At 67.0% G+C, this 25885-nt stretch carries 25 protein-coding genes and 1 tRNA gene; 6 read left to right on the top strand and 20 right to left on the bottom strand.

Going from position 1 to position 25885, the window contains the following annotated elements; all coding sequences use genetic code 11:
- Positions 1 to 6: 6 nt before the first annotated feature.
- Genes ACFPN1_RS15475 through ACFPN1_RS15455 form a run of 5 tightly spaced genes read right to left on the bottom strand, consistent with a single transcriptional unit; the run spans position 7 to position 7664 of the window.
- Positions 7 to 3597, bottom strand: coding sequence for a glycosyltransferase (locus ACFPN1_RS15475; protein ID WP_386756091.1), 3591 nt, complete (start codon positions 3595 to 3597; stop codon positions 7 to 9).
- Positions 3594 to 4913: a glycosyltransferase gene (locus ACFPN1_RS15470; RefSeq protein ID WP_386756090.1), complete on the bottom strand. Its 1320-nt coding sequence runs from the start codon at positions 4911 to 4913 to the stop codon at positions 3594 to 3596. Before ACFPN1_RS15470 ends, ACFPN1_RS15475 begins: the two co-directional genes overlap by 4 nt.
- A gap of 2 nt (positions 4914 to 4915) precedes the next feature.
- The gene (locus tag ACFPN1_RS15465; protein ID WP_386756089.1) at positions 4916 to 5683 is read right to left on the bottom strand and encodes an ABC transporter ATP-binding protein; all 768 of its coding nucleotides are present in this window, start codon (positions 5681 to 5683) and stop codon (positions 4916 to 4918) included.
- 14 nt (positions 5684 to 5697) lie between these two features.
- Complete coding sequence (locus ACFPN1_RS15460) at positions 5698 to 6492, bottom strand: ABC transporter permease (RefSeq protein ID WP_386756087.1); 795 nt, start codon at positions 6490 to 6492, stop codon at positions 5698 to 5700.
- Positions 6489 to 7664, bottom strand: a complete 1176-nt coding sequence (locus ACFPN1_RS15455; RefSeq protein ID WP_386756086.1) for a trans-sulfuration enzyme family protein — start codon at positions 7662 to 7664, stop codon at positions 6489 to 6491. Before ACFPN1_RS15455 ends, ACFPN1_RS15460 begins: the two co-directional genes overlap by 4 nt.
- Positions 7665 to 7721: 57 nt before the next feature.
- Here ACFPN1_RS15455 and ACFPN1_RS15450 point away from each other — a divergent pair, with 57 nt between their 5' ends.
- The gene (locus tag ACFPN1_RS15450) at positions 7722 to 8726 is read left to right on the top strand and encodes a hypothetical protein (protein ID WP_386756085.1); all 1005 of its coding nucleotides are present in this window, start codon (positions 7722 to 7724) and stop codon (positions 8724 to 8726) included.
- On the opposite strand, the gene ACFPN1_RS15445 is transcribed toward ACFPN1_RS15450, so the two are convergent.
- The 4 genes from ACFPN1_RS15445 to ACFPN1_RS15430 all read right to left on the bottom strand — a co-directional run bounded on the left by ACFPN1_RS15445 (position 8727) and on the right by ACFPN1_RS15430 (position 13060).
- The gene (locus ACFPN1_RS15445; protein WP_386756084.1) at positions 8727 to 9668 is read right to left on the bottom strand and encodes a 2OG-Fe(II) oxygenase family protein; all 942 of its coding nucleotides are present in this window, start codon (positions 9666 to 9668) and stop codon (positions 8727 to 8729) included.
- The gene (locus ACFPN1_RS15440; RefSeq protein ID WP_386756083.1) at positions 9668 to 11044 is read right to left on the bottom strand and encodes a pyridoxal-phosphate dependent enzyme; all 1377 of its coding nucleotides are present in this window, start codon (positions 11042 to 11044) and stop codon (positions 9668 to 9670) included. The genes ACFPN1_RS15445 and ACFPN1_RS15440 overlap by 1 nt, the downstream gene beginning before the upstream one ends.
- A gap of 244 nt (positions 11045 to 11288) precedes the next feature.
- Positions 11289 to 11507, bottom strand: coding sequence for a YdcH family protein (locus tag ACFPN1_RS15435; RefSeq protein WP_386756082.1), 219 nt, complete (start codon positions 11505 to 11507; stop codon positions 11289 to 11291).
- Positions 11508 to 11869: 362 nt separating this feature from the next.
- Positions 11870 to 13060 (bottom strand): DUF4398 domain-containing protein, encoded by a 1191-nt coding sequence (locus ACFPN1_RS15430; protein WP_386756080.1) that lies wholly within the window; start codon positions 13058 to 13060, stop codon positions 11870 to 11872.
- Between the two features lie 147 nt (positions 13061 to 13207).
- Between ACFPN1_RS15430 and ACFPN1_RS15425 the strand changes: the two genes are divergently transcribed.
- Complete coding sequence (locus ACFPN1_RS15425) at positions 13208 to 14314, top strand: PilT/PilU family type 4a pilus ATPase (RefSeq protein WP_386756079.1); 1107 nt, start codon at positions 13208 to 13210, stop codon at positions 14312 to 14314.
- 83 nt (positions 14315 to 14397) lie between these two features.
- Here ACFPN1_RS15425 and maiA read toward each other — a convergent pair whose 3' ends face one another.
- The 5 genes from maiA to rplM all read right to left on the bottom strand — a co-directional run bounded on the left by maiA (position 14398) and on the right by rplM (position 17297).
- Positions 14398 to 15057 carry a maleylacetoacetate isomerase gene (maiA, locus tag ACFPN1_RS15420; protein WP_386756078.1) on the bottom strand — a complete coding sequence of 220 codons (660 nt, stop codon included), beginning with the start codon at positions 15055 to 15057 and terminating at the stop codon, positions 14398 to 14400.
- Between the two features lie 131 nt (positions 15058 to 15188).
- Positions 15189 to 16175, bottom strand: a complete 987-nt coding sequence (locus tag ACFPN1_RS15415) for a fumarylacetoacetate hydrolase family protein (protein ID WP_386756077.1) — start codon at positions 16173 to 16175, stop codon at positions 15189 to 15191.
- A 159-nt stretch (positions 16176 to 16334) separates the two neighbouring features.
- A tRNA-Gln gene (locus tag ACFPN1_RS15410) sits at positions 16335 to 16409 on the bottom strand.
- Between the two features lie 54 nt (positions 16410 to 16463).
- On the bottom strand, positions 16464 to 16856 hold the full coding sequence (gene rpsI, locus ACFPN1_RS15405; protein ID WP_386756076.1) for a 30S ribosomal protein S9: 393 nt from the start codon (positions 16854 to 16856) through the stop codon (positions 16464 to 16466).
- Between the two features lie 12 nt (positions 16857 to 16868).
- The gene (rplM, locus tag ACFPN1_RS15400) at positions 16869 to 17297 is read right to left on the bottom strand and encodes a 50S ribosomal protein L13 (RefSeq protein WP_187712882.1); all 429 of its coding nucleotides are present in this window, start codon (positions 17295 to 17297) and stop codon (positions 16869 to 16871) included.
- A gap of 173 nt (positions 17298 to 17470) precedes the next feature.
- On the opposite strand from rplM, the gene ACFPN1_RS15395 reads away from it, so the two are divergent.
- Both ACFPN1_RS15395 and coq7 read left to right on the top strand, forming a co-directional pair.
- Entirely contained in the window at positions 17471 to 18628 is a 1158-nt protein-coding gene (locus ACFPN1_RS15395) for a (Fe-S)-binding protein (protein ID WP_386756075.1), read from the top strand.
- Positions 18629 to 18662: 34 nt separating this feature from the next.
- Entirely contained in the window at positions 18663 to 19304 is a 642-nt protein-coding gene (gene coq7 / locus ACFPN1_RS15390; protein WP_386756074.1) for a 2-polyprenyl-3-methyl-6-methoxy-1,4-benzoquinone monooxygenase, read from the top strand.
- Positions 19305 to 19620: 316 nt separating this feature from the next.
- On the opposite strand, the gene speD is transcribed toward coq7, so the two are convergent.
- Positions 19621 to 20412, bottom strand: coding sequence for an adenosylmethionine decarboxylase (speD, locus tag ACFPN1_RS15385; RefSeq protein WP_386756073.1), 792 nt, complete (start codon positions 20410 to 20412; stop codon positions 19621 to 19623).
- 269 nt (positions 20413 to 20681) lie between these two features.
- On the opposite strand from speD, the gene crp reads away from it, so the two are divergent.
- Both crp and ACFPN1_RS15375 read left to right on the top strand, forming a co-directional pair.
- The gene (crp, locus tag ACFPN1_RS15380; protein WP_386756112.1) at positions 20682 to 21317 is read left to right on the top strand and encodes a cAMP-activated global transcriptional regulator CRP; all 636 of its coding nucleotides are present in this window, start codon (positions 20682 to 20684) and stop codon (positions 21315 to 21317) included.
- Positions 21318 to 21319: 2 nt separating this feature from the next.
- Positions 21320 to 21781: a GNAT family N-acetyltransferase gene (locus ACFPN1_RS15375; protein ID WP_386756072.1), complete on the top strand. Its 462-nt coding sequence runs from the start codon at positions 21320 to 21322 to the stop codon at positions 21779 to 21781.
- Positions 21782 to 21851: 70 nt separating this feature from the next.
- Here the strand turns inward: ACFPN1_RS15375 and ACFPN1_RS15370 are convergent, their stop codons facing one another.
- From ACFPN1_RS15370 to trpD, 5 genes are all read right to left on the bottom strand, one after another.
- Positions 21852 to 22676 carry a carboxylesterase family protein gene (locus ACFPN1_RS15370; protein WP_386756071.1) on the bottom strand — a complete coding sequence of 275 codons (825 nt, stop codon included), beginning with the start codon at positions 22674 to 22676 and terminating at the stop codon, positions 21852 to 21854.
- Positions 22677 to 22782: 106 nt separating this feature from the next.
- Positions 22783 to 23529 (bottom strand): haloacid dehalogenase-like hydrolase, encoded by a 747-nt coding sequence (locus ACFPN1_RS15365; protein ID WP_386756070.1) that lies wholly within the window; start codon positions 23527 to 23529, stop codon positions 22783 to 22785.
- Between the two features lie 10 nt (positions 23530 to 23539).
- Positions 23540 to 24331: an indole-3-glycerol phosphate synthase TrpC gene (gene trpC / locus ACFPN1_RS15360; RefSeq protein ID WP_386756069.1), complete on the bottom strand. Its 792-nt coding sequence runs from the start codon at positions 24329 to 24331 to the stop codon at positions 23540 to 23542.
- Between the two features lie 81 nt (positions 24332 to 24412).
- Positions 24413 to 24760: an antibiotic biosynthesis monooxygenase family protein gene (locus ACFPN1_RS15355; RefSeq protein ID WP_386756067.1), complete on the bottom strand. Its 348-nt coding sequence runs from the start codon at positions 24758 to 24760 to the stop codon at positions 24413 to 24415.
- A complete protein-coding gene (trpD, locus tag ACFPN1_RS15350) occupies positions 24757 to 25797 on the bottom strand; it encodes an anthranilate phosphoribosyltransferase (RefSeq protein WP_386756066.1) in 1041 nt (346 codons plus the stop codon). The genes ACFPN1_RS15355 and trpD overlap by 4 nt, the downstream gene beginning before the upstream one ends.
- Positions 25798 to 25885 lie beyond the last annotated feature (88 nt).

Below are 25885 nucleotides of genomic sequence, written 5' to 3'. Positions count from 1 at the left end.
TTGGTCTCAACTATTGACTTGATTGGATGTAAGGCTTCGGTCGTGGCGCTGTTCCGGAAGTGCTGTCGCGGTCGCCAGCCCGAGCGCCTCCAGTTCGCGTCGGACCACAGCCCCGGCTTCCGACTGCGCCCGCACTCGTTGTGCAGCGCCGCGGGAGAGTCGGAGGAAGCGTTCCGCGTCGCCGACCAGATCGGAGAGCGCCAACGCCAGTGCCTCGGGATCCTCGCCCGGGCAGAGGATCCCGCACTGCGCATCGACGAATTCGGGCACTGCCCCCACTGCGCATGTTATAGGAACGAGCCCGGATGCCATGGCCTCGTCGCGGCTCACGCCTTGTGTGTCGCCCCGCGTGGGAACCAGGAACACGCCATGCTCGCGATGCATCGCCGGTATCTCCGACTGATGCACCAACCCGCGGCGAAGTTCCACGTTGGGGTAACGAGCGAGCCCGGAAAAATCCTCGTCCCACAGCGGTCCATCGCCGACGAGGGTGAAATGCATCGACATGAACGCCGGGTGCCCGGACAGACGTTCGATCGTCTTTGCCACCAGATCGTTCGCATAGATGCGCGATACGTGTGGACGGATCGACAGCACTTTCAGGCGCTGCGCAGGCTCCTTTTCCACGTACTCGAAAAGCGCGGTATCGATTGGATTGTGGATGACTTCCCACCGGTCGTCGGCGAGCCTCAGCCCCAGGTCTTCCCAGCATTGCTCTGCAAAGGTGGCGGACACGAATACGAATCGCACGGTGTCCGGCGCCTGCTCGAACACTTCCTTCCAGAACGCCTGTCGCGCATCACTCTGTTGTCGCGCGATTTCGCGTTCGTCCTGCGTTCTGTAATTGAAGGCGCGCCGAGTCCATGGCTGGATGTCGGCGCCGTGGACCCATACCACCGTGCGTGTGGAAGGCATCGATGAGCCGAGCGCGTCCCAGATGTCGCGGTCCAGGAAGTGAACTGCGATGGCGTCGTAACGCGTGGCATCCAGACTGGCGGAGAGCACGGCCGGATCGCACTGCGTGACCGTCACTCCTTCGAAATCGTATGAAGCAGTGCCGATCCCCTTGCGCGCCACCACCACGTCGACCGGAATGCCCAGCTTGCGGTAGTGAATCACCCGCCTGTGGACGAAGCCATTGCGATACGCGTGCCTGCGCGACGGATATGCATTGGTGACGACCAGAAGGCGTCCCTTGCCGCATAGCAACAGCGGAGGCGGTGCGCAGGGGTGAAGGTGCAGTCCGTCGGCATGGGTGACGACGGGCCCGTCTACCGTCGCGGTTATCCGCACTGCCGTGGTCGCGGCCGGCAACACCGGAGAAACCGTTAATTGCGGCGGCAAATCGAACCTGGCAAGCACATCGCCTTTCCGGTCCAGTGCATCGAATCCCCAGGTCACTTCGGCGACGGGAGGAGCGTCGAGGAAGAGCTGCATCTGCCCGACGTGCTCGAACTCGGTGCGGGAATAGGGGCGCGTTTTGAGCGCCACGGGATGGCCCGCCGGACAAACCGAGCACAACTCGAGTCGATGCCTCCGTGGGCTCGCCGAGGTACCCGCGGCGACTTCGCCCAGGTTGAAGGCCGCCGCCAGTTCGGCACCCGTGATTACGCCGACCCCGTCCAGCGCGGGCGCGGGCGCCAGTTCATGGGCCAGCTCCAGGAGGTCGCGCAGCGCGACGCCTTCGTCCAGCGGCGGCTCCGGCGCGGAGGACCACGACGCGCCGTTCTCGACATAAGACCCCGCATCGATGGAACAGGCGCCTGCGGATTCGATCGAACCGTCGTCGAGCCGCTCAAGCATCTCACCCACGCCGCGCGTCCACGTTCCTTCCGCCATGGCGCAGCGCCGCAATGCGAGGCTGCCCACACGCCGGTACTCGAGTTCGGGATGCGCGGTTTCATGCGATCCATCCCTCGCCTTCACGTAAGCAGCTTTTCCGATTGCGGTCGCATGGGCGTAACCCTGCGCCAGTGCGATATCGAGCAGATAATGGCTGTCGTAAGCATCGGCCGGGTGGAACGGTGCCACCCAGCGTTCACCCCAGCTGTATGCGGGAGCGGCGTCGCGCTGAGCATCCGTAAGCGCGACGACTCCCGACGGCAGCAGCGGGGCAAGCGCGGAGTGGGCGTCGATCACGAGAGTCGCATCCACGCCCTGTTGCCGTGCGAAGCTGGCCAGTACCGACGCAAGCTCGCCTTCGTTCGCTGCTTTGGAGAGCACAACGAACCGCGGAAGTGGACGAGGGGCAACGTGCCACGGAAGCGTCTTTTCGCACACATAGGCGAGTCGTGCGGCGCTGGTGTGCTCCCGGAGCACCTTGCGCAACGCACGCGTGCGTCGCGAAGACGTCACGCCGCCGGCGGACGTAGTGAAGTCCCGCCATGCTTCGTCGAACAGTGCTTCCTGGTCGTCGGAGGCGACGACGAGATTGCCCAGCATCCTCCGCACGCCAACCGAGAAGTTGCCATACACCCCGCAGCCGGAACCGATCAGCTCGAACACGCGCCGCGCGAACATCGTCGGCGATTGTTTGACCGTATTGATGTTTACGCCGAACTCGAAGCGGCGATAGAGGGCGGGAACCTCTTCATAGGGAACCCCGCCGCGAACATGGCGCCGATAGCTCTCCGGATAAGTGTTGCCCTGCTTCGAGCTGCCGTGGTTGCGATCGAAAATAGCAAGCGGACCCACGACGCGGAGTGCATCGAATACGCGGCGCGAGTCGCGTGCACGACCTGCGAGGTTCCCGTAATACGCGCCCGCAAAGAAGAACGCGTGTTCGCGCTCGCCTTCCGAAAGAGGATTGAACATCGCGGGCTGCAAGGCAAACGGCATGCAATACACGCGGTCGTGCCCGAGCTCGCGACGGTAGCGCGGAATGGTGGATGCGTCCGTGGTGAATATGGCATCGAACAACGCTGCCGACTCGATGAATGCCTCGAAGTGCAGCGGGTCTTCCTTGTTCCAGAACACGGCGGGAATGCCCGCGGCACGGCACGCCCCTACCAGCTCCCGCAGGATCCCCGAGCAGGGACTGATCAGCCCCTCCCAGTCGCCGTGCAGCCCCCGCCACGCGGACTCGACAAGCAGGAGGTGCGGTCTGAAATCGCGCATCTGCGAGACCCACTCGTCACAGCGCAACGCGAGCAGTCTGCAATCCGGGGAGAACGACTCGTGCGAAAACTGGTCGAGCACAGCCGCAATGCGGAGCTCGGGAAGCAGGCCCGGACGGTCGTCGGCGACTTCCAGCGTCGCGAGCGATGGCGGTGCCTCTTCCGGATTACCGGCCGCTGTCAAGTCAGGTGGAGGCAACTGATGAGGGCGTGCGGGCGCGCGCAAGTGTCGCAACCGTCCGATCGCCAGCCGCACCAGTCCGGCCATCTCAGCGGGCGCCCGCAAGGGCGAACGCAGGGACCGCACCAATGCGAGGCCGAGGGCAAACGCGGTCGAACCGCGCACCTCGTCTTCGTTCTTCCGGGCCTGGGCGAGCGCCTGATCCGCATCGTGCACCTGCTGTTCCAGCTCCTCGATTCGTTCAAGGCACTTCAGCAGATGGATACGGACAGCCCTGTCCTCGTCGCCCCGGGGGTTCACGCCAACTCTCCGGACGAAATCAGGGCGCAGTGTCGATGCAGGCTGCCGGCGAGGGCGTGCCACGAATACCTGCCGTCCACGGCTGATTGCTCGCGTCTCGCAACGCTGCCTTTCGAACGCTTCTCCTGAAGCTGACGCTCGAGCAGCGCAACGATGTCGGCAGCCGTATTGGGCACCAGCCAACCTGCGTCGAGCTCCGAGAGAAGACGCCCAGAAGCGCTATCCGGAGCATCACCGATACTCAGGATGCGCACAGGGGACCCAAGGTACTCGTACAGCTTCCCGGGGATCTGGATGGGATCGTCGTTGGCGATGTTGACGAGCATGTCGCAATGCCGCTGCAACGACAGGGATTGGCCATGGCTCAGGAACCCCGCAAGGCGCACCGATTCCGGGGCTTGCCTGGCGGCGTCGACGAGGGCCGGTGGGGGCATGATCGTCGCGACAGTCAGTCGCACCCCAGGCACCGCAGCGACGGCCGCGAGGAGCTGGCTCGGGTCGCGGAACGCATAGAAGCTGCCGGTGTAGACAAGTTCCAGCTTGCCGGTGTCGAACTCCAGCGGTGGCATCCGGCGGTCGTCGCGGATGCGATGATCGAACCCCTGCGTCAGCAGCAGCATCCGATTCGGGGTGATGCCATGCCGGCTCGAGAGCGTCTGCAGAGCCGCTTCGGTCGTCGTCGTTACCAGGTCGGCCCGCTGGCACAGCCGGCGTTCCAGCCGGAAAGCATGGCGGCGCCAGCGCGACGGCGTATACGGCGCGAGCACCGGATCGCCCAGGTCGCAGATCCACTTGAACCCGCGCCGCTTGGCGTGGAGACCCAGGGGAATGGACACGGCTGGTTCGTGCGAGCTGATGACTACATCTGGCTGCAACTCATCCAGCAAACGATCCAGTGCGCGACGCGCAGGCCTGACCCATTCACCGCGCAGGTCCGGGAAGTAAATCATCGACGCGATCTTGTTGGCGCGCTCGAACAGGCGCCCCTTCCAGTTCAGGCCTTCGGGCCCCGCGGCGCGGGCAGGCACGGAAGGGCTGCAAGGACCCTGCGCTGCCCCGGCGACGGCGGCAACCGCCGTTCGTCGCGCGCGCCGCTTGCGTACGAGGTAGCCGGTGAACAAGCCGGCATCGCAGCGATGCACGGTCACGCCGGGCATCGGTACCAATTCCCCGCCCGGCCCGTAACCATCGATGTCCGGCGCCAGCACATGAACTTCGTTGCCCAGTTCCGCCAATTCCCGCGTGAGATACGACCAGCGAAGGGCCTGCGGCGATGGAACGGGAGGAAAGTCGTAGGCAACCAGCAGGTATCGCACGTTCAGACGACCCCGGCGGGCTGTGCGTCAGCCTTGACGAGTTCCCGGTAGAACTGCAGTGCGTCCTTCACGTCGCCGAGGAACTCCATTCGCCCCTTGTCGAGCACCATGCCTTTGTTGCAGACGCTGCTCAGCAGCCCCGCACTGTGACTGGCGAGAACGACGATCTTGCTGCTGGCGACACGACCGGACAGTCGTTCTTTCGCCTTCGCGAGGAACTCGACATCGCCGGTACCGATCCATTCGTCCATCAGCATGATGTCGTGCTGTACGGCCGTGGAGATGGCAAATCCAAGGCGCATGCGCTGGCCGGCAGACAGCGTTTTGAGCCGGTAGTTGACCTTGCCCTGCAATCCGGAGAAGTCCAGCACGGGCTCGATGAGATCGCGGATCTGGGCCGGGCGGAAGCCGATCGCCGTACCGCGAAGGAAGATGTTCTCCCGGACCGTCGCTTCGTTGTTGAAACCGAGCGATACGTTGAGCAGTGCCTGGCAGGAACCCGATACCTGTACCGACCCACGCGTGGGTTGGAACGCTCCCTTCAGCACGCGCAACAGCGTCGACTTGCCCGCCCCGTTGCGTCCAATCAGCGCAATGCGGTCGCCTTCGCGGGCCTCGAAATTGATGCCGGAAAGGATTGTACGCGTCTCTCTGCGCGGCGCATCGAACGCAGCGCCCAGCAGCATGGAAAACCATGTCTTCGCGGACCGCTCGCTCTGCAGGTACACCGGAACGTCCAGCGACACATCGGTGGCTCTCAGGGAAATCATGGAATGGATTCTCCCTAGACCCAGACCGGGACATAGCGCGCATAGCGCCGATATGCATACGAGGCCAGCAACCAGCCGAGCGACGTGAACGCCGCCAGGTAGGCAAACGTGAACGGCTCGATGGATTCGCCAAGCAAGGGGGCGCGCACCACCTGCACCAGGTGGAACAGCGGATTGGCGCGCATGAGGATGCCGTGCGGCGTCCCCGGCGGAGCGCGACTGGGATCCCACAGGATCGGCGTCAATATGAAGCCGAAGATGAAGACGCTGCCCATGAGTTCATGAATATCCGGGAACCGCGCGCCCAGCAGGCCGATCGCCGCAGCGATCCAAGCGGCATTGCACAGGACCAGCGCGAGCGCCGGCAACGCCAGCAGCAGCCCTTCCCAGCGGAACCCTGTCGCCACCGACAGCGCGACCGCCAGCACGGGCAGCGTCGCGCAGAAGTAGAAGCTGGCGTTGGCCAATACCCGAAGGAAGAAATCGGTCAGTCGCGGATGCCCGTCCAGGATGAACGACTGATGTCCTGGCAACACGCTGGACCCATCGTTGATGACCATGGAAAGCAGACGGAACAACGCGTATCCGACGCCCATGTGCGGCATGAATGTCCCGACCTCATGCCCCTGCAGCTTGGCGAAGTAATAGCCGATGCCGCCGACATAAAGCATGGAGGGGAGCACCAGCCACAGCAGCCCGAGGCGCGAGCGTCGGTACTTGGTGACGATACCCAGCCAGCTGGAATACGCCCAAAACTCGGGTCGTCGAATGCTTTCGGCGAAATCCGACAACAGGGAGCTTTGCTTCACGCAAGCGCACTCCCCAGTTCCTCGCGCAAATCCTCCAGCGACTCCACGCCCACGCTCAACCGCACCAGGTTGTCGGTGACGCCCAGTTGGGCCCGACGCTCCGGCGGGATGGAAGCGTGGGTCATGATCGCAGGATGATTCACCAGGCTTTCCACGCCGCCCAGCGATTCGGCGATGGTGAACAGATGGCAGCGCTCCATCATCCGGCGCGCGCCGTCCAGCCCGCCCTTCACGAAGATACTGACCATGCCGCCGAAGCCGTTCATCTGGCGACGCGCCAATGCGTGCTGCGGGTGCGACTGCAGACCCGGGTAAACCACCTTCTCGATCGCCGGATGCGATTGCAGCCACTCGGACAGCGCCTGCGCGTTCTCGCAATGCGCCTTCATGCGCAGGTGCAAAGTCTTCAGGCCGCGCAGGGCCAGGAAACTGTCGAACGGCCCCTGCACGCCGCCCACGGCGTTCTGCAGGAAGGTCATCTTCTCGGCGAGTTCCGCATCGTCGCCCACGACAACCACGCCACCGACCATGTCGGAATGGCCGTTGAGGTACTTGGTCGCCGAATGCATGACCAGGTGCGCGCCGAGTTCCAGCGGGCGCTGCACGATGGGCGAGCTGAAGGTGTTGTCGACCGCGACGATCAGCCCATGCCTGCGCGCGATGGCGGCGATCTGCTCGATATCGACGAGCTTCAGCAGCGGGTTGGTCGGGGTCTCGATCCAGACCAGCCGGGTGTCCGGCCGGATCGCCGCCTCGAAGGCAGCGGGATCGCTCAGGTCGACCCAGCTGAAATCCAGCCCGGCCGAACGCCGACGCACGCGTTCGAACAGGCGGTAGGTCCCGCCGTACACGTCGTCCATGGCGATGACGTGGCTGCCGCTGTCGAACATCTCCAGCACGGTCGACGTCGCCGCCAGGCCGGAGGCGAAGGCATAGCCCCGGCTGCCGCCCTCGAGCGCGGCGATGCAGCGCTCGTAGGCAAAGCGGGTGGGATTGTGGCTGCGCGAATATTCGAAGCCCTGGTGCTCGCCGGGGCTGCGCTGGGCATAGGTCGAGGTGGCGTAGATCGGCGGCATCACCGCGCCGGTACTGGGATCGGGCGACTGACCGCCGTGGATGGCAAGCGTGCCCAGGCCGGGCTTGCGCCCCTGTTCCGGATGTCGGTCACTCATGGATCGGCAGCCTTCGCGTTCGGCTAGCATGAAAGGTCGTCAATTCTAGCATTCGCGATGAACCCGACCCGGCGCTTGCCGTCCGATTTCAGCAAAAGCGCGGCCTATCCGCTGTATGCGATCGACCCTGCGCAGAACCGCGCCTGGGCCCTGCATTTCGAGCGCGAGGATTACCGGCGCGCGAGCTTCCTGGACCAGCGCGCTCTCCAGCACCGCAATGTCTCCGGCTGGGTCCTCAGCGGCGCCGAACTGCGGGCGGCCGCGGAGCCGCCAGCGCCGGGAAAGCGGCTGCACTGGCTGTTTCACATCGGCCATTGCGGGTCGAGCCTCGTCAGCCGCCTGCTCGATCTGGTCCCGGGCGTCCTGGGACTCCGCGAGCCCCTGCCCCTGCTCACGCTCGCGCACGAGCCCGCGGCGGAACGGCATCCGTGGCTGCCGACCGTGCGGAGCCTGCTGGCGCGCGGGTTCGACGATACCGACGCCGTGGTCGTGAAGCCGACCAGCATCGTCGCCACCCTCGCCCCGGCGCTGCTGCACGGAACGGGACAGGCCTGCTTCCTCTGGGTCGATCTGCGCACGTGGCTGGCCACGCTGTTGCGGGACGAAGGCCTCGTGAACGCCACGCTCGCCACTGAGCCCCTGCGCCTCGCGGGAGCGCCCGCCATGAGCGAGGCCGCCACGCCCGCCACCCGCCTGGCGCGCGCCTGGCTGATCGAACAGCTGCGCTGGCGGCAACTGGCCTCCGGTGCGGACGCGCCGCGCATCCTCGATCTGGATTTCGCCGCACTGATCGCGCGCCCGTCCGACACGATGGCCGCGCTGGCAGAGCATTTTTCCCTGGCCCTGCCGGGGGACTGGGAGGCGCGCGTAGCGGCCTCGGGGGTGCTTACCCGTTATGCCAAGGACGCTACACAGACCTTCGACGCCGACACGCGCAGGCGCGAGCTCGCGGAAGCATCGAGCCGCCATGCCGCGGCCATCGCCGAGGGATTGCAGTGGGCACGCGCCGAAATAGCGCGCCAGGACGCCACGGCAATCGCCGCTCGCCTGCAATCCGCCTGATCAGTACAGGAAGGTGGTCATCGCGTAGCGGGTTCCGCGCTCGACGGGCAGCACCTCGTGCAGCAGCGAGCAGGAGAACACCAGCGCGGAACCGGTGGCGGGCGAATAGCGATGCGGTCCGAATTCCGGGAAGCGGAATTCACCGCCGGCGTAGTCGCCATGATTCAGATTGATGGAGAGCGCGAAGCGCCGGTGCGCGACGTCGGGTGTCTCGTTGTCGCGGTGCGCGCGGAAGTAACCGGCGCCGTCGGGATAGGCGAGCAGCTTGAAGGCATCGCGACGCGCTACCGGAAACTGGAACACGCGCGCGATCTCCGGCAGCGCGCGGCGCAGCAGGCGCTCGTGCATGCGCGCTTCCAGTGCGGGATCGCGCAGCGGGCTTTCGCGCCGCTGCTTGATGGTCGGATCCAGTTGCAGCTTCTGCTCGCCGCCTTCGAGCACCAGCACCCGCGACACTTCGCCGCCGCCGCAGTCGTTCTCGAGGTGGGCGATGAGCTCGGCGCACAGTTCGCGCTCGAACACCGCGGGAATCTGCAGCACCGGCGCGGCAGTGACGAGTGCGGACGCATCCAGTCCTTCGCCGGTTGCCGGGACCGCGGGGGGCGTCGACAGCGGCAGTCGGTGGCTCGTCTGCAGGCGCAGGTTCGTATCGGCCTGCCACAGCACGTCGGCGTCCCACAGGTCCAGCCAGCGTGGCTCTGCGCGCACGCCCTGCCAGCCCGGCGGCACGTCGGCGTGCACCTGCGCGCCAATGCACAAGGCCTTTACGCCCGCCGGCACCGGTGGCAGTGCCGCGGCGACGGCGTCGGCGGAGGGCTTCACTAACCACAGCGGCGCGCCGGCGAACTCGGCGTGCAACGGTCGGCTGAAGCCTTCCGCGTACAGGCGGATATCAGGAATGCGATCGCCCGGCAGCAGGCGCTCGAGCGGCGCCGTTGCCATCACTGCACCCGGCGGCGCAGGTAGTTGAGCAGGTCGATCCGGGTGATGAGGCCGACGAATTTCTCGCCGTCCATCACGATCGCCACATGGCCGCGGTCGAACACGGGCAGCAGCGACTCGATCGACGCACGCACGTCGAGCTTGTCCAGCTTGCTCACCATCGCCGTGGCCACCGGATCGCGGAAGCGCGCCTCGTCGCCGTACACATGCAGCAGCACGTCGCTTTCGTCGACGATGCCGACGATGTTCTCGCCGTCCATCACCGGCAGCTGGCTCACGTCGTACAGCTTCATGCGCTGCCACGCCGTCACCAGCAGGTCGGTCGGCGCGACCACGATCGTGTCGCGCTTGGAGAACGGACGCGTGATCAGGTCGCGCAGGTCGCCGGTGGGTTCGCGCTCCAGGAAGCCGTTGTCCAGCATCCAGTAATCGTTGTACATCTTCGAGATGTACTTGTTGCCGGTGTCCGGCACGAGCGTGAGCACCTTCTTCGGCGTGGTCTGCTCGCGGCAGTACTTCAGCGCGGCGGCGAGCAGCGTACCGGTCGACGAACCGCCGAGGATGCCCTCCTTTTCCAGCAGTTCGCGCGCGGTGAGGAAGCTTTCCCTGTCGGTGATCGCGTAGGCCTTCTTCACGCGGGTGAAGTCGGAAATCGGCGGCAGGAAGTCCTCGCCGATGCCTTCGACCATCCAGCTCGCCGACTTCTCGCTGACAGTCCCGCGGTTGATGTATTCCTCGAGGATCGAGCCCACCGGATCGGCCAGGATCAGCTCGGTGTGCGGCGACTTTTCCGCGAAGCAGCGCGAGAGCCCGGTCATGGTGCCGGAGCTGCCGCAACCGAATACGATCGCGTCGATGCCGCCTGCTTCCGCCATCTGCTCGAGGATCTCCGGTCCGGTGCCGAACTCGTGCGCGGCGGGATTGTCGGGATTGCCGAACTGGTTGATGAAGTACGCGCCGGGCGTTTCGCGCGCGATGCGTTCGGCCATGTCCTGGTAGTAATCGGGGTGACCCTTGGCCACGTCCGAGCGCGTGAGCACGACCTGCGCGCCCATCGCCTTGAGGTTGAAGATCTTCTCGCGGCTCATCTTGTCGGGCACGACGAGAATGAGCCTGTAACCCTTCTGCTGCGCCACGAGAGCCAGGCCGATGCCGGTGTTGCCGGCGGTGCCTTCGACGAGCGTATCGCCGGGCCTGATCTTCCCGGCCTTCTCGGCGGCCTCGATCATGGACAGGCCGATGCGGTCCTTGATCGATCCGCCGGGGTTCTGCGATTCGAGCTTGAAGTAGAGCTCGCAGACGCCGGTGTCGAGCCGGCGCGCTTTCACGATCGGCGTGCGGCCGATGAGTTCGAGGACGGAAGCGTGAATGGGCATGGGAATCCTGCGACCGCGGAGCTGCGGCGTCGACGGATTCTAGCGGGCGCCCCTTGCCGGGCGCAGGCTTGACGCGGCCAGGGCTGGCGAATCTATGCCCAGCGCGGGCGGCGGCGGTCCCGACGAGGAAGGCGCCGCCGCCCGCGTTGAGTAGCCGGTGCGCAGGATCCGGTATTGCGCCGGACCGCGCCGCCGGCGCGGCCCTGGGGCCCGCCGGCCGGAACTCGGGAGTCGTGCGGGAGCGTCAGTGATGTCCCGCGTCGTACATGCGGACCAGGCGGTCCTTCGCAGCAAGTTTCTCGCGCTTCATCTGGCCGAGCGTGGCGTCGTCGATGGGCAGCACGCCGAGTTCGGCGTCCATCACCTTCTTGTCCAGGTCGCGATGGCGGTGATAGAGCTGCCGGAATTCGGGGTTGTTGCGCATCAGCGCGTCGATTTCCTGCTGCGGTTGTTCTTCGAACATGGGTGCCTCCTTCAACGTTGCCAGTGGCGATGGCCGGCGTCGGTGCATGGCGCCGAGGATCCCGAACGCAAAAACGCCCCGGCCGTGAGGCCGAGGCGTGCGTCGGTGAATGGCGGGAGCCGGTCGTTCGAGGGGTTCAGCGGGCCGGCTTCGCGCAGGCCCGCCGCGACCTGTTTTGTGGCGGCGGTGTCCTGCGAAAGTGGCGTTTGCGTCATGGACCGGACTCTCGACCAAGCGGCAAGCGGGCCGCTCGGGTAATCGACGCTACTCCTCCCCGGCGGGCTCGGCAAGCGCAGACGGACGGAAGGTGCGCAGAATGCGACATCGGCCCGAAAGACTGATTAACCCGCTGATTTTTAATCTTATTTTGTCGAAACCACGACTTCGACATGGGGCTTGGACTTGCCCGCGGCACCCACGGCCGCCCGGACCTGCTGGCGCGAGGCACCGGCCTTGAGGAGCGCGTCGCGGACGGCCTCGGCGCGCTGTTGCGCGAGGCTCGCCTTCGCGTCCACCCCTTCGATCCGGGCCGCGCTGCCACTGGTGGCCTGCAGGTAGGCGGCCAGGGTGCGCACGGCGCTGGCCCCCTTTTCGGTCAACGTGGCCTTGCCCTTCGCAAACGCCTCGGCGCCCAAAGTGAAGATCTCGCCGCGCTCGTCCCAGCGCGACGCCGGCAGCTTGCCACCGGCGACGAGTTCGGCCTCCTCGCGCGCGAGCTTGGCTTCGCGCTCGCGGGCCGCCTTCAGCTTGGCCGCCTGGATATCGCTGACACCGGCGATGGCGGCTTCCACGTCCTGCATTTCCGTTTCGCTCTGCGCCGCCTGCTGGCGCAGCCGCTCCGCTTCCTCGGCCTGGATCTGGGCCTGCACGCGCAGCCGTTCGGCTTCCGCACGCGCCGCTTCGGCATCGCGACGGCTGGCTTCGATCAGGAGTTCGGAGCGCTCCCGGTCCAGCCGGTCGATGTCGCGACGCGTGGCTTCGGTGCGGGCGGCGATCTCCGCGATCTCGACGCGGCGCCGGGCGAGGTAATCCGCGGCCTCGCGCTTGCGACCGCGCGCCTTGGCCAATGCATCCACCGCCTGCTGGGCGCGCAGGCGCTCGAACGCTGCGAACGGCGCCAGCTGCGGGTCCGCGGCAAGCGCCTGCAGGCGCATGGCGTAATCGCCGGAAGGCGGCGTGGTGTCATCGAGGGCGCTCGACGCGGGCGTACCGTCGTCGACTTGCAGCCGACGACGCAGTTCGCTGATTTCCGCGCGGCGCTGGACCAGTTCGGCACGGCTCTGTGCCGCACGGCTGTGGGCGTAGGCCAGGTCGCCGTCGGCCGCTGCGGCCAGCGCCAGCGCCAGCGCGTCCTTGTGCTCGCGCGAGGCCATCGCGGCCTGCGCCTGGGCCAGTTCGCCGCGGGCAGTGGCCAGTTCGTCGGCCGCGTACTGGTCGCCGTCGGCGGCATCGGCCCGACTCACTGCCTGCTGTGCGGCGGCCAGTTCCGCCGTCGGCGGCGGCGCGGCCAGCACCGGCAAAGCGGGCAAAGCCGAAGCGAGAACCAGTGCCATCGACAGTTTTCGGATTTGTGCGAAGCTTGGGCTCATTGGGGGATGCCGTGGCGACCGGGAATGGGTGTAACGTCGGCGCTGCCATTGTCGGAAGCTCGCGGTGCGCTTGCAATGCGCGCCGCCACTGAGAATTGAGGGGACGGATACATGGACATCGGCTACTTCCTGAAGCTGATGACGGAGAAGAATGCGTCGGACATGTTCCTGACCACGGGCGCCCCCGTGTACATCAAGGTCGAAGGCCGGCTGCATCCGCTCGGCAACACGGGGCTTCCGACCGGCATGGTGAAGAAGATCGCCTATTCGCTGATGGACGAGGGCCAAGTACCGATCTTCGAGCGTGACCTCGAGCTGAACATGGCGCTCGCCATCCCCGAAGCCGGCCGTTTCCGCGTCAACGTCTTCAAGCAGCGCGGCGAAGTAGGCATGGTGATCCGCGCGATCCGCAGCGTGATCCCGTCCATCGAGGAACTGCAGCTGCCACAGGTCCTGAAGGACATCATCATGGCCCCGCGCGGGCTCGTGCTGATCGTCGGCTCCACCGGCTCGGGCAAGTCGACCACGCTCGCGGCGATGATCGACCACCGCAACACCAACACCTCCGGCCACATCCTCACCATCGAGGACCCGATCGAATACCTGCACAAGCACAAGAAGTCGATCGTCAACCAGCGCGAGGTCGGCCTGGATACCCACGCCTTCCACAACGCGCTGAAGAACGCCATGCGCGAGGCGCCGGACGTCATCCTGATCGGCGAAATCCTCGACGCGACGACCATGGAGGCCGCGATCGCCTTCGCCGAAACCGGCCACCTGTGCCTGGCGACGCTGCACTCGAACAACGCCGACCAGACGCTCGAGCGCATCCTCAACTTCTTCCACGAGTCCGCGCACAAGAACGTGCTGATGAACCTGGCGCTCAACCTGCGCGCGGTGATTTCGCAACGCCTCGTCATCGGCACGGACGGCCGTCGCCTGCCGGCGACGGAAGTGCTGATCAACACGCCGATGATCCGCGACCTCATGCGCCGCGGCCAGGTGCACGAGATCAAGCAGGCGATGGAAGGCTCGCTGCAGGAAGGCATGGAGAGTTTCGACCAGTGCCTGTTCCGGCTCTACAAGGAAGGCAAGATCGAGCGCGAGGAAGCGCTGAAGGCGGCTGACTCGCGCGATGGTCTGGACCTCAAGTTCCGCCTGTCCGAAGGCGGCACCGGCGAGCACGATCCGTATGCGGACGTGTTCGCGACGAACTGATCGCGACACACTCCTGGCGATCTGACGGGACGGCTTCGACCGTCCCGTTTCCGTTTCAGGGCAGCTGACTCAGGCCGCCTTGCTCAGGCCGGCTTGTCCGGCTGCATTTCGGGACGCGCGAGGTCGAACGCCTGCAGTTGCAGGCAGGCCTGCTCGATGCGCGCGATGGTCGGGAACTGCGCGATGTCGACGCCGAACCGCCGCGCGTTGTAGACCTGCGGAATCAGGCAGCAGTCGGCGATCGTCGGCGTTTCGCCTTCGCAGAACTGGCCCGTGGACAGGTGCTCGTTGAGCATCGCCTCGATCGCGGCGAAGCCTTCGCTGATCCAGTGCCGCACCCAGACATCGCGCTCGGGTTGCGGCACGTTCCATTCGTGCTCCAGGTACTGCAGCACGCGCAGGTTGTTGAGCGGATGGATGTCGCAGGCGACCGCCTGCGCGATGGCGCGGGCCCGTTGACGCGAGCGCGCCGTGGTCGGCAACAGCGGCCGCGAAGGCCAGGTTTCGTCCAGGTACTCGAGGATCGCCATCGATTGGCCCAACTGGCGATTCCCGTGCTGCAGCACCGGCACCAGCCCCTGCGGGTTGATCCGGCGGTAGGCCTCGGTGCGCTGCTCGCCGCCATCGCGCAGCAGATGGATCGGCATGATCTCGTACGGCAGGCCCTTGAGGTTCAGGCCAATGCGCACGCGATAGGCGGCGCTGGAACGCCAGTAGGAGTACAGCCGCAACCGGTCATTCATCTGTGCGTCTTCCACCTGCGTTCCCCCTTGCACTTGCATCCGGTGGTGCCCTTGCACCTTAGCCATTGGGGCGACCGGCACGTTTCCTTCCGCCGGCCGGCCCGCGCCGCCGGTCAGGCCCGCGCCGCCGGTCAGGCCGGCTGGCGTTCGATGCGCTGCTCGATGGCGCCGAAGATATCGCTGCCGTCGCGCGCCTTCATCTCGATGCGGACGATATCGCCGAACTTCATGAAGGGCGTGATCGGCTTTCCGGTCTGCAGGGTTTCCACGGTGCGCCGTTCGGCGAAGCAGGAAGCCCCCAGGCTGGTGTCCTCGTTGGCGACGGTGCCGGAGCCGACGATGGTGCCGGCCGACAACGGGCGCGTCTTCGCCGCATGCGCCACCAGCTGCGCGAAATCGAACTGCATGTCGACACCGGCTTCGGGAGCACCGAACCATTCGCCATTGATGTGGGTGACCAGCGGCAGGTGCACCTTGTTGTCGCGCCACGCATCGCCCAGTTCGTCGGGCGTGACGAACACGGGCGAGAGCGCCGAACGCGGCTTGGACTGCAGGAAGCCGAAGCCCTTGGCGAGTTCGCCCGGAATCAGGTTGCGCAGGCTGACGTCGTTGACCAGGCCGATGAGCTGGATGTGCGCAGCGGCGGCTTCGGGCGTCGCCGCCATCGGCACGTCGTCAGTGACGACGACGACTTCGGCCTCAAGGTCGATGCCGTAATCCTCGGAGACCACGCGCACCGCATCGCGCGGGCCGTAGAAGCCGGCGCTGACCGCCTGGTACATCAGCGGGTCCACGTAGAAGCTTTCGGGCACTTCCGCACCGCGCGCGCGACGCACGCGTTCGACATGCGGCAGATAGGCGCTGCCGTCCACGAATTCGTAGGCACGCGGCAGCGGCGCCGCAAGCGCGGTCATGTCGAGATCGAAGGCATCGGCCGCCTGGCCCGCGTTCAAGGCTTCGGACAGCGCGTTGAGGCGCGGCGCGGTATTGGACCAGTCCTCGAGGGCGCGCTGCAGCGTGTCGGCGACACCCGTCGCCCTGACTGCACGCTTGAGGTCGCGCGACACGACGATGAGGGTGCCGTCGCGGCCGCCTTCCTTGAGGGAACCGAGCTTCATTTTCTGGACTCCGGAACTGCGCTGCAGCGCGATAGTTACAATTGTAACTGAGGCCGAACGGGCTTCGCGCCACAGCTTAATGCGCGCGCGGCGTCACCAGGCAGCACGGCGCGGGCGCGACAAACAAAAAACCCGCCTTGCGGCGGGTTTTCCGTGTTTTGGCAGCCCCGGATGGATTCGAACCACCGAATGTCTGAGTCAGAGTCAGATGCCTTACCGCTTGGCGACGGGGCTGTATTAGCTTCGTAGTTTGCCGGGCATTCCCGACATCTACAACAGTTTCGAATATTAGCGCTTCGAGAACTGGGTGGCACGACGTGCCTTGTGCAAACCGACCTTCTTGCGCTCGACCTCGCGCGCGTCGCGGGTCATGAAGCCGGCCTTGCGCAGTTCGGTCTTGAGCGATTCATCGTACTCGACCAGCGCACGGGCGATGCCCAGGCGGATCGCACCGGCCTGACCGGTGATGCCGCCGCCGGCGACGGTGACGAGAACGTCGAACTTGTCCGTCGACTTGGTCAGCTCGAGCGGCTGGCGCACGATCATGCGCGCGGTCTCGCGACCGAAGAACTCGTCGATCGGACGCTGGTTGATGGTGATCTTGCCGTCGCCCTTGCGCAGGAACACGCGGGCGGTGGAGGACTTGCGACGGCCGGTGCCGTAATTCTGCTGGAGTGCCATGTGCTGGATGCCTTAGAAGTCGAGCGGCTGCGGCTGCTGCGCGGCGTGCGGATGTTCGGTGCCCTTGTAGACCTTGAGCTTGCGGTACATCGCGCGGCCCAACGGGTTCTTCGGGAGCATGCCCTTCACGGCGATCTCGATCACGCGCTCCGGATGGCGCTCGAGCGCCTGGCCGAGGGTCTCGGACTTCAGGTTGCCGATGTAACCGGTGAAACGGTGGTACATCTTGTCCTGCAGCTTGTTGCCGGTGACGGCGATCTTCTCGGCATTGATCACCACGAGGTAATCGCCGGTATCGACGTGCGGGGTGTAGACGGGCTTGTGCTTGCCACGCAGGCGGCGGGCGAGCTCGGAGGCGAGGCGGCCGAGGGTCTTGCCTTCGGCATCGACGACGTACCAGTCGCGCTGGACGGTCTCGTTCTTGGCGGTAAAAGTCTTCATGACGGCTCTGCTTGAGGTGTATCTGGTCGGGCTGGTTGCGCCGGGATCGCCCTGCAGGGATCCACCGTCGGAACTTCGCCTCGCGTTGTGGGCGGAACGAAAAGAAGCGGGATTCTAGCGGCCTCCTCCGGCCCCTGCAAGCCCGGAAAACCCGCGTGCTAGCATCGACCGCCATGTCCCCGACCGGCCGCGCTCCCGCCGAATCCACCCCGGTCGGGCTGTTGGCCCTCGCCGACCGCTGCGTCCAGTGCGGCTTGTGCCTCCCCGCCTGCCCCACTTACAGCCTGGCGAAAACGGAGCCTGAATCGCCGCGGGGGCGGATCGCGCTCGCCCGCGCCTGGGAACTGGGGACCCTGGCGCCCACCCCGACCGCGGATGCTCACCTCGACCACTGCCTGGGTTGCCGCAGCTGCGAAGCCGTGTGCCCGGCCGGGGTCGCCTACGGCGAACTGCTGGTGGCGGCGCGGACCCGGCAGCGCGCGCGGCGCGGCGGAACCTGGTTGGCGCACGCGCTGGAGTGGCTGGCCGGGCACCCGCGCTGGCTGGCGGCCGGACTCCGCCTGTACCGCTGGTCCTTCCCATTGCTGCCGCGAGGCTGGCGGCGGCTTCCGCGGCCGCCTGCGCCCCGGCGCGCACCCGCGGCGCCGCCGCAACGCCAGGCCGGACAGCCGGTGACCCTGTTTTCGGGCTGCGTGGCGCGCGCCTACGAGACCGGCCTGCACGAAGCCGCCACCCGCCTGTGCGACGCCGCGGGCACGACCCTCACGACCGTATCCGCGCAGACCTGCTGCGGCGCCCTGCATGCGCATGCCGGCGATGCCGCGCGTGCGACCCGCCTGGGGGCCGCCAACCGCGCCGCCTTTCCCGATACGGCGACAGTAGTGCTGACGCTGGCCAGCGGCTGCCATGAAGCGCTGGCCCAGGCGCTGTCCGGCGAGGCCAGCGTCGTCGATGCCATCGTGTTCCTGCACGAGCGCGCCGACCGGCTGCATTTCGGTCCAAGCAGCGAGCGCGTGGCCCTCCACGTACCGTGCACGCAACGCAACGTCGTGAAGTCGGCGGCGGCGCTGCGGGCGCTGCTGGCGCGCGTGCCCGGGCTCGAAGTCGTGGAACTGACCGCCGGACACGGCTGCTGCGGCGCGGCCGGCATGCAGATGGTCCTCGATCCGCAACGCGCGGCGGCCTACCGCGACCCGCTCGTCGCCGCCTTCGAACGCAGCGGCGCCAGCCGCCTGCTCAGCGCGAACATCGGTTGCCGGCTGCATCTGGCCAATGCCACGCCGCTGCCGGTCCAGCATCCGCTCGAGTTCCTCGCCACCTGCCTGGCCTGACGGTTCCGCGAATACGGGCGGTAGACTGCGCGCCATGAACGCACGCAGCCTCAGCCCCATCGATCGCCTGCTCATCGACGCGCAGAACGCGCTGGATACCGTGTTCGGCGCCCCGGCGGCGGAGCGCGCGAATCCGTCCGTCGGCGAAGCCGACGTCGTGCTCGACGACGCCGAGCGACGCCATGCCGCTGGCTTGATGCGCATCAATCATGTCGGCGAAGTCTGCGCGCAGGCGCTCTACGTGGGACAGGCGGCGGTCGCGCGCGATGCGGCGACGCGTGCCCACCTGCTCGCTGCCGCGCAGGAGGAAACCGACCACCTCGCCTGGTGCGCGCAGCGTCTGGAGGAACTCGACAGTCGCCCCAGCCTGCTCAACCCGCTGTGGTATGCGGGCAGTTACGCGATCGGTGCGCTGGCGGGCCTGCGTGGCGACGGCTGGAACCTGGGCTTCGTGGTCGAGACCGAGCGCCAGGTCGAAGCGCACCTGGACGAACACCTGCAGACGCTTCCGGCCGCCGATGCGCGCAGCCGCGCGATCCTGCAGGTGATGAAGGAAGACGAGGCGCGTCATGCCGACAACGCGCGCGCCCAGGGCGCACGCACGTTGCCGCCTCCGGTGCCGACGCTGATGGCGATGGCATCAAATCTCATGAAGACGATCGCCTATCGGATCTGATTGACGCGCTTCGCGCGCCCCTCATCCGCCCGTTGGGCACCTTCTCCCCGCAAGCGGGGAGAAGGGTAAGGCCAACATCGCGCGCACCTTCACCCAATACGCCGGCGCGCCAATGCGGACCCCCCTCTCCCCGCTTGCGGGGAGAGGGACAGCGTCGCGCAGCGACGCAGGGTGAGGGGCTGTGTCGCTACGGCGACAAGAACGCCCGCATCCGCCCGCCCTTCCGTCAACCGCCTGACACCGTTTCGACATCTCGTCGTCGGGGAAAACAAAAAAGGCCGGCAATTGCCGGCCCTTTCTCTCGATCGCACTCCGATCAATCGACCAGGTTGCGTCCGTGGTAGAGCTCCTCGATCTCGCGCTTCAGGCGCGCCTCGATCTTCATGCGCTCCTTGAACGAGAGGTTCTTGGCCTTCTCCTCGAACAGGTAGGTATCGAGGTCGAATTCCTTCAGGTGCATCTTCGTGTGGAAGATGTTTTCCTGGTAGACGTTCACGTCGAGCATCTCGTAACGCGACTTGATGTTCTTGGCCAGGTAGTCCTGGATCGAGTTGATCTTGTGGTCGATGTAGTGCTTCTTGCCCTTGATGTCGCGGGTGAAGCCGCGGACGCGGTAGTCCATCACCACGATGTCCGACTCCAGGCTCTCGATCAGGTAGTTCAATGCCTTCAGCGGCGAGATCACGCCGCAGGTCGCGACGTCGATGTCGGCGCGGAAGGTCGCGATCCCGTTGTCCGGATGGGTCTCCGGATAGGTGTGCACGGTGATGTGCGACTTGTCCATGTGCGCGACCACGGCTTCCGAGATCACGCCCTTGGCGTCGGCCTTGTCGATGACCGGCTGCTCGGAGATCAGGATCGTCACCGACGCGCCCTGCGGGTCGTAATCCTGGCGCGCGATGTTGAGGATGTTCGCGCCGATGATGTCCGCCACATCGGTCAGGATCTGGGTCAGGCGGTCGGCGTTGTAGGCCTCGTCGATGTACTCGATGTAGCGGCGACGCTCGTCCTCGGACGCGGCGAAGCACACATCGTAGATATTGAACGAGAGCGCCTTGGTGAGGTTGTTGAAGCCCTGAAGCTTCAGGCGCGGCAGCGGCTTGACCACTTCGTCTGTCCAGGTCTGGCGGCGGGGGGCCGCGCTTGCGAGGGCGCGATTATGCGGCAATCGGACACGGGGGCCAAACCGGCCGCGCGGGGGCGGCTTCGCGCCGTTGCGCAGGCCTTTTGCGAACGCCGTCATCAATTTGGTGACCACCAACGGCAATATCCGGCACTATTTGCCCATGCCGCCGCTTGGCCCTAAGCTCCGGCGGATCCTGTCAACTCACCAGGTCGCTCCCCGTGATAGCCCTGCGCAAGACCAACAGCCCGCTGATGCCGGACAGCGCCACCATCGAGCGCTTCCTCGCGCACTGCCATCGTCGCCGCTATCCCTCCCGGACCGACGTCTTCCGCCCCGGCGATCCGGCCAACACCATCTACTACCTGATCTCCGGCTCGGTGAGCATCATCACCGAGGAAGAGGACGGCCGTGAGCTGGTGCTGGGCTACCTCGGCCCGGGCGAGTTCATCGGCGAACTGGGCCTGTTCGTGGAGAGCGACCGCCGCGAAGTCGTCCTGCGTACCCGCACCCCGTGCGAGCTCGCCGAGATCGGCCACGAGCGCTTCTACGACCTGCTGCTGACCCGCCTGGCGACCGACGCGCCCAAGCTGCTCTACCAGATCGGCGCCCAGATCTCGCGCCGTCTGCTCGACACCAGCCGCAAGGCCGGCCGCCTGGCCTTCCTCGACGTCACCGACCGCATCGTCCGCGCCCTGCACGACCTGGCCAAGGAACCCGAGGCCATGAGCCACCCGCAGGGCACCCAGATCCGCGTGTCGCGCCAGGAGCTGTCGCGCCTGGTCGGCTGCTCGCGCGAAATGGCCGGCCGCGTGCTCAAGAAGCTGCAGGCCGACAACAAGCTCCACGCCCGCGGCAAGACCGTCGTCCTGTACGGCACCCGCGGCTGACGATGGGCAGACTGGCCGGCTCGGCGTCCGCGACGGTACGCATCCGCCCGGCCCAGATCGGCGACGCCAACGACGTCGCCGGCCTGCTCGACGAACTGGGTTACCCCTGCACGCGCGACGAGGCCGTCGAACGGATCTCGCGCGTGCTGCACGATCCGCGGCTGTTCCTCGTCGTCGCCGAGATCGAGGGCGCGGTGTGCGGGCTGATGTCGCTGGACATCCGCTACTCGTTTGCGCGCGGCGCCGAACTGGCGCGCATCACCGCCCTGGTCGTGGCGAACCGCTGCAGCCGCCAGGGCATCGGCCGCGCGCTGCTGCGCGAAGCCGAATCGATCGCCCGCCAGGCCCGGGCCGCGCGCATCGAGGTCACCAGCAATCCGCGTCGCGAAGTGGCCCATGCGTTCTATCTCGGCTGCGGCTACAGCACCGGTTCGCGGCATTTCATCAAGCTGCTGGGCGATTGAACGCCGCCGCGAGGGACGCATCCTCGCCCGCTATCGCAGCACCGTGCTTCGGCCAACCCCGCCGGTTCCGTCACTTCGCCGGGCACGCGCCAGCTGACGTCTGCGCCGGTGCCACGGCTCCCATCGTGTGCGCGGCCCGCTGCGCGAACAGCCATTCGCGCCAGTCGGCGCGTCGCAGCATCTGCCGCGGAAATTCGTGCGCCATGCCGTCGATGACGACGAAGCGCGGCCGGCCGCCGGCCTGTGCGACGGCCCGTGCCCAGGCACGGTCGGCGGCATACGGGTTCTCCGCGTCCGCGCTGCCGTGGACCAGCAGCATCGGCACCGCGGCGACCCGCGCGGCGAAATGGCGGTCGGGGGGCACCGGGGCGAAGGCGACCACGGCGGCGAAGCCGCGCGGCCGTTCCACCAGCGCATCGAGCGCGGCGGATGCGCCCATCGAGAAGCCGACCAGGTAGATGCGGTCCGGATCGATCGGGTAACGCGCGACGACATCGTCGATCAGCGCCAGCACGGCGGCGAGCGAATCGCCCGGCGCCGAGGCGGGCAGACCGTCGCAGCCGGCGTGGTAATCGGCGCTGCGCGTCGCCACCTGCGGTGCCAGCACGTAACCGCCGAAGCGCGCACGCACGGCCGGCTCGGCCCAGGCACGCGCGACCGGACCGATCTGCGCGGTGTTGTCGTCGCCGATCGCGCCGGAACCGTGCAGCAGCACCACCAGCGGAGACCGCTCGCCGACGGTCGCTGTCGACGGCGTCATCAGGCGGTAGGGCAAGCGCGTGCCGCGACAGTCCTCGAACGAACCCGGCACGAACAACGCATCCGCCGCCGACGCGAAGCCGGCCGGCCAGGCATCGGTGGCGCGCGCGTTGGCGTCGTAGGATTCATGGCGCACGTCCCCGCATCGCCACGACGCGCAGCCGCTGGTCGCCGCGGCAATCAACAGCCCGGCACATGCGGCCACCCGGCGCCATCCGTGCAGGTGCGGTCGCATCGGTCGGTCAGCCCGCAGAAGCCGGCGACACGGCGTCGCCGCCGCGCTTGCGGCAACCCCAGTTGAGGATCGGCGTGCCGGCCGGCAACACGCGGCGGAACATCGCGATGCGCGACGGCTTGGGATTGACCACGACCGGCTTGCGCGCAGCGCGCAGCAACGGCAGGTCGGCGCTGCTGTCGGAATAGGCGATGGCGACCTCGTCGCGGAAGCCGGCCTCGCGCAGCATCGTCATCTTCATTTCGTTGTGGCAATGACGGCGGGCGCCGAGGCCGCCCAGGCGCGGGCCGACGTCGGTGCCGACGACCGGCACGTCCTCGTGCGCGACGAAGGCAAGGATCGCGCGCGCCAGTTCCGGCGGCGCGCCGGTCGCGACGACCACGCGGTCGCCTGCTGCGCGATGCCGATGCAGGGCCTCGATGCCGATCGGCAGCAGCCGCCGGCGGATTTCCTCCGCATGCGTGGCGACATAGCGGTCGATCAGCTTGTCCAGCTCCTTCAAGCGGTGGAAACCCACCGTGCCGGCCCAGACGAAGGCACTGACGCCGAAGCGCCGCGTCGGCAGGAACGCGACCAGCGGCAGGAACACCGGCAGCATCGGCAGCGAAAGCAGGCGCCGCCACCAGCTGCGACGGATCAGCCAGGCGAACAGATGGCTGCCCGAATCGCCGTCGTACAGCGTGTGGTCGAAATCGAACACGACCAGAGGTGCGCCGTCGCGCGTCTTCGGATACTGCCTTCCCTTCACGCTCATGCGATGCCGCTCAGTCGAAGAACAGGCGCCTGAGCGCCGCGCCGGGATCGGCGTCGCGCATGAAGCGTTCGCCGACCAGGAAAGTATCGATGCCGGCGCCGCGCATCTTCGCGACGTCCTCGCGCGTGGCGATGCCGCTTTCGGTGACCAGGATGCGATCCGGCGGCACCGCATCCTTCAACGCGAGCGTGGTGTCGAGCGAGACCTCGAACGTGCGCAGGTTGCGGTTGTTCACGCCGATCAGCTCGCAGTCGGTCTGCAGCGCGCGCTCGAGCTCGTCGATGTCGTGTACTTCCACCAGCACGTCCATGCCGAGCTCGCCGGCGAGGTTGGCCAGTTCGATCATCCGTGCGTCTTCCAGCGCCGCGACGATCAGCAGGATGCAGTCGGCGCCGATCATGCGCGCCTCGTACACCTGGTAGGGATCGACGATGAAATCCTTGCGGATCACCGGCAGCCGGCATGCGCCGCGTGCTTCGCTCAGGTACAGGTTGCTGCCCTGGAAGAAGTCGACGTCGGTCAGCACCGACAGGCACGCCGCACCGCCGGCTTCGTAGCTGCGCGCGATCTCGGCAGGCCGGAAATCGGCGCGGATGACGCCCTTGGACGGACTGGCCTTCTTCACCTCGGCGATCACCGCCGGCTCGCCCGCGACGAGCCGCTGGCGGATCGAACGCACGAAGCCGCGCGTCGCAGGCTGGGCGAGTGCGCGAGCGCGCAGCTCCGACAGCGGACGCACGCGGCTGCGCTGTTCGATCTCCTCGGCCTTGCGGGCGAGGATGGTGGTGAGGATGTCGGTCATGGGGAATTCTGGATTCGTTGCGGCGATCGGTTCCGCGTCGAAGGCGTCGCTGTTCGCCTTGCTCGGCCGCCGTCGCGGGACTCAGGCGCCTCGTGACCGGGACGGTTTTCCATAAGCGCGCGTCACCTTGGCCACGCGCAGCTCGAAATGCTCGTACCAGTGCTTGCGACCGTGGGCGCGGGTCGCCGCGTGTTCGGCGTGGTGCTTCCAGGCGCCGATGGCCGCTTCGCTTTCCCAGTACGACACGGTGATGCCGAAGCCGTCGGCGCCACGCACGGATTCGGCGCCGAGATAACCCGGCTGCTGCGCCGCCAGTTCGAGCATGCGCTCGGCCGCGGCCGCATAGCCGGCGTCGTCGTCGCCATTGCGCAGCGAGGAAAAGATCACCGCGTAGTACGGCGGTTCCGGCAGTCGGGCGAACCCGTTCATGCGTGCGCTCCGGCGAGGTCCTGCGTGGTGGCGATGAAGGCTTCCAGCTTCGCACGCGCCGCGCCGCTGGCGACGGCCTCGCGCGCGCGCTCGATGCCCTGCGCGATCGAATCGGCCGCGCCGGCGGTGTACAGCGCGGCACCCGCATTGAGCGCGACGATTTCCAGCGGCAGACCGGGCTTGTTGTCGAGCGCGCCGAGCAGCATCGCCTTCGATTCGGTCGCATCGGCGACGCGCAGGTTGCGCGATGCGGCCATGGCGATGCCGAAGTCCTCCGGATGCACCTCGTATTCGCGCACCACGCCGTCGCGCAATTCGCCCACCAGCGACGCCGCGCCCAGCGAAAGCTCGTCCATGCCGTCGCGGCCCCACACCACCAGAGCGCGCTGCGCGCCCAGCTCCTGCAGTACGCGCACCTGGATGCCGACGAGGTCGGGATGGAATACGCCCATCAGGATGTTCGGCGCGCCGGCGGGATTGGTCAGGGGGCCGAGGATGTTGAAGATCGTGCGCACGCCCATCTCGCGACGCACCGGCGCGACGGCCTTCATCGCCGGGTGGTGCACCGGTGCGAACATGAAGCCGATGCCGCAGCGCGCGATGCACTCGCCCACTTGCGCGGGCGACAACTCGATGCGGGCGCCCAGCGCTTCCAGCACGTCGGCACTGCCCGACTTCGACGACACGCTGCGATTGCCGTGCTTGGCGACCTTCGCGCCGGCCGCGGCGACCACGAACATCGACGCGGTGGAGATGTTGAACGTGTGCGCGCCGTCGCCGCCGGTGCCGACGATGTCGACGAGGTTGGTGCGATCGGCCACGTCCACCGGCCGCGCGAATTCGCGCAGCACCGTCGCCGCGCCGGCGATCTCGCCGACGGTTTCCTTCTTCACGCGCAGGCCGGTGAGGATCGCCGCGGTCATCGCCGACGAGACTTCGCCGCGCATGATCTGCCGCATCAGATCGACCATCTCGTCATGGAAGATCTCGCGGTGCTCGATGGTGCGCTGGAGGGCTTCTTGCGGGGTGATGGGCATGGTGGGAAGCGAGAAGCGGGAATGAGATGCGGGAAGAGGGAGTGGGGAACGGAAGAGTACGCCGACGGGGAAACAGCGGAACAACTTC

Source organism: Lysobacter yangpyeongensis, assembly GCF_042655745.1.
Taxonomy (GTDB): Bacteria; Pseudomonadota; Gammaproteobacteria; order Xanthomonadales; family Xanthomonadaceae; genus Agrilutibacter; species Agrilutibacter yangpyeongensis.
This window is presented reverse-complemented; position numbering and strand designations above follow the sequence as displayed.